The sequence below is a fragment of the Sphingomonas sp. AC449 genome (assembly GCF_979253475.1).
The window spans coordinates 1-229 of record NZ_CEEDCZ010000129.1 but is presented as its reverse complement, the minus strand read 5'-3'; the positions used below and the strand labels follow the sequence as shown (position 1 = coordinate 229).

At 75.1% G+C, this 229-nt stretch carries 1 pseudogene; it reads left to right on the top strand.

From position 1 onward, the window contains the following. Positions 1-12: 12 nt before the first annotated feature. Positions 13-229, top strand: a pseudogene (locus AC0CH3_RS18100) (hypothetical protein); the annotation flags it as partial.

The following is a 229-nucleotide window of genomic DNA, read 5'->3' as shown; positions in this document are numbered from 1 at the left end:
ACGAGAGACCCCATGACCCCTCCGACGCCCGCCCGACCCGCAACCCCGCTCGCAGACCGTCTCACCGCGCTCCGCGCCCATCTCGCCGCCGCCGGCCTCGACGGCTTCGTCGTGCCGCTGACCGACGAGCATATGAGCGACTATGTCGGCGGCTATGCGCAGCGGCTCGGCTGGCTGACCGGGTTCCAGGGCTCGGCGGGCCGCGCCGCGGTGCTCGCCGACCGCGCCG